This is a genomic window from Polaromonas sp. P1_G2 (assembly GCF_056405515.1).
Map to the genome: position 1 here is coordinate 1 of NZ_JBFUBY010001638.1, position 374 is coordinate 374.

General features: G+C 60.7%; 1 protein-coding gene and 1 pseudogene. Both read left to right on the forward strand.

The window, feature by feature from the left end:
- Window positions 1–170 (forward strand): annotated as a pseudogene (locus AC1D0P_RS31900) (branched-chain amino acid ABC transporter permease LivH); the annotation flags it as partial.
- A 13-nt stretch (window positions 171–183) separates the two neighbouring features.
- Window positions 184–374: hypothetical protein (locus tag AC1D0P_RS31905; protein ID WP_477680383.1), on the forward strand; the 191-nt coding region annotated here is incomplete at its 3' end.

Sequence of the window (374 nt, forward strand, 5' to 3'; positions counted from 1 at the left end):
CCCTGCCCGGCGCGGTTCTCGGCGGCGTCCTTCTCGGCCTCACCGAAGCGCTTTTCGCCGGCTATGTGAGCACGGACTATAAGGACGTCTTCGCCTTCGCCCTGCTTATCACCCTTCTGTTCTTCCGCCCTTACGGCCTTCTCGGCAAACCCGAAGTGCAAAAAGTCTGAGGGGGAACACACGATGCAAACGACCAAAATCTTCACCCTCGCCAAGGAAGCGCTGCTCACCTTCGCCGTTTCCCTGGTCTTGTTCGGACCCGTCTCTGGCCTCGTCCTGGACGGATTCAGCTTCCATAACGAACTCGGGCGCGCCGTCCTTCTTGCCGCGGCCGTGACTGCAGGCCGGATAGCACTTTCAGCAGTCGGCATGAC